Annotated in this window: 3 protein-coding genes and 1 pseudogene; all 4 read right to left on the bottom strand. The window is 71.0% G+C overall.

Going from position 1 to position 4,088, the window contains the following annotated elements:
- Nucleotides 1-196 (bottom strand): annotated as a pseudogene (locus D180_RS02215) (hypothetical protein); the annotation flags it as partial.
- Between the two features lie 21 nt (nt 197-217).
- A complete protein-coding gene (creD, locus tag D180_RS02210; protein ID WP_017911495.1) occupies nt 218-1,537 on the bottom strand; it encodes a cell envelope integrity protein CreD in 1,320 nt (439 codons plus the stop codon).
- A 227-nt stretch (nt 1,538-1,764) separates the two neighbouring features.
- Entirely contained in the window at nt 1,765-3,213 is a 1,449-nt protein-coding gene (creC, locus tag D180_RS02205) for a two-component system sensor histidine kinase CreC (protein ID WP_017911494.1), read from the bottom strand.
- A gap of 1 nt (nt 3,214) precedes the next feature.
- Nucleotides 3,215-3,925: a two-component system response regulator CreB gene (gene creB, locus D180_RS02200; protein WP_017911493.1), complete on the bottom strand. Its 711-nt coding sequence runs from the start codon at nt 3,923-3,925 to the stop codon at nt 3,215-3,217.
- Nucleotides 3,926-4,088 lie beyond the last annotated feature (163 nt).

Here is a 4,088-nt window from a genome sequence, read left to right as displayed (position 1 = left end):
CCAGGGCCGCGCGGCTGCGTTCGCTCAAGCGCAGCCACAGGGCCCCGCCGCGGTCGGCGGCGGTGACCAGCGCGGCCTGCGCGCTGCGCGCGAGCGCCCCCGGCAGGTTGCCGGGATGCAGGCCATGGGTCTCCAGGGCGGGCGGCAGCAGCGCCTGCAGACGCCGATGCAGATGACGATGACGATGCGCGACCATGTCCGGTTCTCCCCCGACGGCTCAGCGCAGCGACGCGCCGAGTTCGTACCAGTCGATCCGGCGGGTGATCCACATGATCGCGCCGAGGATGCCGAACAGCAGCAGCGAGCCCATCAGCAAGGCGTTGTCTTCCGAGGCCAGCAGGCCGTACAGCGCGCCGTACAGCACGGTGAGCATGCTGGCGAAGCCGGCCGCGCGCAGGCGGCTGCGCAATACCCCCGACAGGTAGAAGAACTGCAGCCCGATGCAGGCCACCGCCGAGACCAGATACGCCTGCCAGAACGGGATGTGCTCGGACAGGCTGAGCAGCAGCAGGAAGAAGATCGCCAGCGCCAGGCCCACCAGCAGGTACTGCAGCGGATGGATCGGCAGGCGCTTGATCAGCTCGAACAGGCCGAAGGCGACGAAGGTCAGCACCACGAACAGCAGGCCGTACTTGCTGGCGCGCTCGGCCTGGGTATACACGTCCACCGGGTCGACCAGGTCCACGCGCAAGGCGTCGAGATCCTGTCCGCCGGAGGCCAGCTGCGCCTGCGCGCCGGTCGCCAGCGACGACAGCGCCCAGCTCGCCTGGAACCCCTGCGCGGTGATGCGGCGCTCGTTGGGCAGGAAGCGGCCGCCGAACAACGGATGCGGCCACAGCGAGTTCAGCGCGATCTGGTTGTCGTCGCCGACCGGCACGATCGACAGCGCCTGGGTGCCGTCGAGCACGAATTCCATCTGCACCTCGTGCAGGTCGGTCAGCCGGCCCTGCTGCGTATCGCGCAATGCCGGCAGCACCGCGTGCACGCCCTTGGAGATGTTGGCCAGCCCTTCCGAGCCGGGCTGCAGCGGCAGCGCGCGGCCGTCGGCGCGCAGATTCGGCGTGCCGACCAGGCCGCGCACGTCCTGCAGGCCGATCGCCAGATACGGCGTGCCGTACTGGCGGCGGCCGACAGCGGCATAGTCGAGATCGTCGAACTCGGCCTTGAGCCGCGCATGCCAGCTGTACACCTGCACCTTGAACAGGCCGATGTGGCGCTGCGCGGGCTTCAGTTCGCCTTCGACCTGCAGCCGCCGCGGCGCCTGCAGCACGTAGCCGGTCTCGACCTCGCGCTTGGTCACCCGCTTGCCGTCGGCGTCGAGTACGGCGACCTCACGCTCCTGGGTCCACGGGATCACCCGCAGCGGGCCGAGCAGGCGCTGTTCGCCGGCCTTGCTCTGCGACACCCGCTCCACCGCCTCGTCGCGGTAATGCTGGCGGTCCTGCACGGTTCCGCGAATCATCAGCAGCGGGATCAGCAACAACAGGATCAATCCGCCGATGGTGGCGAATCGCAACAGCAGCTTCAGGGATTTCATGGCGACCTCTCGGTTGGGAGGGCGCCAGCATGCGGCCGCTGCGTGGGTGGGGTTTGAGGCGAATTTGAAGTGGGTGTGAAGTGCGGGGAATGGGGAATGGGGAATGGGGATTGGAAAGCCGGCGTACTTGCGACGCGGTGTGCGCCCCCACTGTGGGAGGGACTTCAGTCCCGACGAGGGAACGCCGGCAGGCCGCCTCGGCGCGCCCGCGCACGAATCGATCCGGCTCAGGCCAGCGGCAACGCCAGGCAGGCCACCGCGCCGCCGCCGTCGCGGTTGCGCAGGCTGGCGTCGCCGCCGTGCAGGCGCGCCACCTCGCGCACGAACGGCAGGCCGAGGCCGGAGCTGCGCTGGCCGGTGGCCGGGCGCGCCAGCGAGTAGAAGCGCTCGAACACCCGCTCCAGCGCGTAGTCGGGAACGCCCGGGCCGGCGTCCTCCACCGTCAGCAGCACGCGCGCGTCGGCGCCGCGTTCGGCACGCAGCACGATGACCGCGCCCTCCGGCGAAAAGGCGATGGCGTTGTCGAGCAGGTTGTGCAGCGCCTGCCGCAGCAGGTAGGGATCGCCCGACACCACCAGGGTCGGATCCGGCGCCTGCACCTGCAGCTGCAGCTGCAGACCGCGCGCCTGCAGTTGCGGCGCCAGCGCTTCGGCCAGGTCTGCGCACAGCGGCGCCAGCGCCACCGGTTCGCGCCGCTGCAGCCAGCCGTGCTGTTCCACCTCGGCCAGCGCCAGCAGCTTGTCGATGGTCTCGGTGAGGCGCTGCTGCTGCTCGGCGATGTTGCGCACGAAGCGCTGCCGCTCCGGTTCCGGCAGCGGCTCCTGCAGCAGTTCCGCGGCGCCGCGGATCGCGGCCAGCGGGCTCTTCATCTCGTGGGTCAGCGACTGCACGTACTGCTCGACGTACTGCTTGCCCTCCAGCTTGCGGCGCATGGTCTCCAGCGCACGGCCGAGATCGCCGATCTCATCGCGGCGCGGCGGCGGCGGCGGCACCGGCGCACCGGCACTGACCGCCTGCGCATAGCGGTTGAGCCGGCCGATGCCGCGCAGCAGGCCCCAGGTCATCAGGATCCCGATCAGCGCGGAGATGCCGATCAGCCAGGCGCCGCGCAGCAGGATGCTGCGCTGGCTGGCGACGATGAACGGCTCGATGCTGCGGTTGGGCTGGGACAGGGTCAACACGCCGATCAGCCGCTGCGGGTCGGCCGGATCGTAGACCGGCGCGGCCACGTGCATCACCGTGTGGTTGGGGTCGCCGTCGGCCTCGGGGCTGGAGCGGGCGCCGTACTCGCCGCGCAGGGTGCGGTACACGTCGTTCCAGCGCGAGTTGTCGCGGCCGATGTCCTGTCCGCGCGAATCGAACACCACGATGCCCGCCGCATCGGTGAGGGTGACGCGGTAGTCGACGCTGTGCTTGGGGAAACGCCAGACCATCGCACGCGGATCGCGCCGCTGCGCCGCGGCCAGGTCGCGGGCGAAACGGCCGCTGGCGATGCGCCCGTCCTTGAGATCCTGCGCGGCCATCTGCGCCAGCACGTTGGCTGCGTCCACCAGGGTCGATTCCATCGCCTGGCGCACGCCCGGCTTGACCTCGTTGACGAACACCCGCATCACAAAGAAGGCGGCCACGCCGACGATCAGGAAGAAGCCCAGGAACAGCTTCAGCCCCAGCCGCACCTCAGGCCTCCAGCGCGTAGCCGAGGCCGCGGTGGGTGCGGATCGGATCGTCGGTGGCGCCGGCCGCGCGCAGCTTGGCGCGCAGGGTCTTGATATGGGTGTCGACGGTGCGGTCGGCGCTGTCGGCACTGCTGTCCCAGCCGCGGTCCATCAGTTGCGCGCGACTGAGGATGGCGCCGGGCCGCTGCAGCAGCGCTGCCAGCAACGCGTACTCGTAGCGGGTCAGGTCCAGCACCGCACCTTGCCAGCGGATGCGGCGGCCGTCGCGGTCGATGGCGAAATCGCCGTGCTGCTGCCAGCCGGCCTCGGCATCGCCGACCACCACCGCCGGGCGCCGCAGCCGCGCCCGCACCCGCGCGACCAGTTCGCGCGGCGAGAACGGCTTGGCCATGTAGTCGTCGGCGCCCAGTTCCAGGCCGAGCACGCGATCGATCTCCTCGTTGCGCGCGGTCAGGAACAGCACCGGCACCTGGCTGAAACCGCGCAGCGTGCGGCACACCTCGAACCCGCTCAGGTCCGGCAGGCCCACGTCCAGCACCACCACGTCGATGCCGCCCTCGCGCAACTGCGCCAGGGCCTCGCGCCCGAGCTGGCAGTGGCGCACCTGGTAGCCCTCGCTGCGCAGCGCGTACAGCACGGTATCGGCGATGGCGGATTCGTCCTCGACCACGAGGACACAGGCGGCGGCGGGCGTGGACATGGCGCGCAGCATAGCCGTCGCGCGGGCGCCGCGGCAGTCCGTCCGGCCATTCCGCGGCACCGCTCGTGGATCGGCACAGAACCCGACGCGCACCTGCGGCGTGTCAGCTGTCGCTGCCGCCGCGCGCGTTGGCCGCGCCCGGCGCCGACGCCAGTTCCACCCGGTTGCGGCCGCC

Origin of the sequence: Xanthomonas sp. SHU 166, from assembly GCF_000364685.1 — a bacterium.
Taxonomy (GTDB): Bacteria; Pseudomonadota; Gammaproteobacteria; order Xanthomonadales; family Xanthomonadaceae; genus Xanthomonas_A; species Xanthomonas_A sontii.
Note: the sequence above shows the minus strand (reverse complement) of the source record. Positions and strands in the feature narration are given on the sequence as shown.

Bases quoted from the DNA above. Each gene is read 5' to 3' on its own strand.
- creB (WP_017911493.1), bottom strand. From the start codon at position 3,925: ATGCTGCGCGCCATGTCCACGCCCGCCGCCGCCTGTGTCCTCGTGGTC.
- creD (WP_017911495.1), bottom strand. From the start codon at position 1,537: ATGAAATCCCTGAAGCTGCTGTTGCGATTCGCCACCATCGGCGGATTG.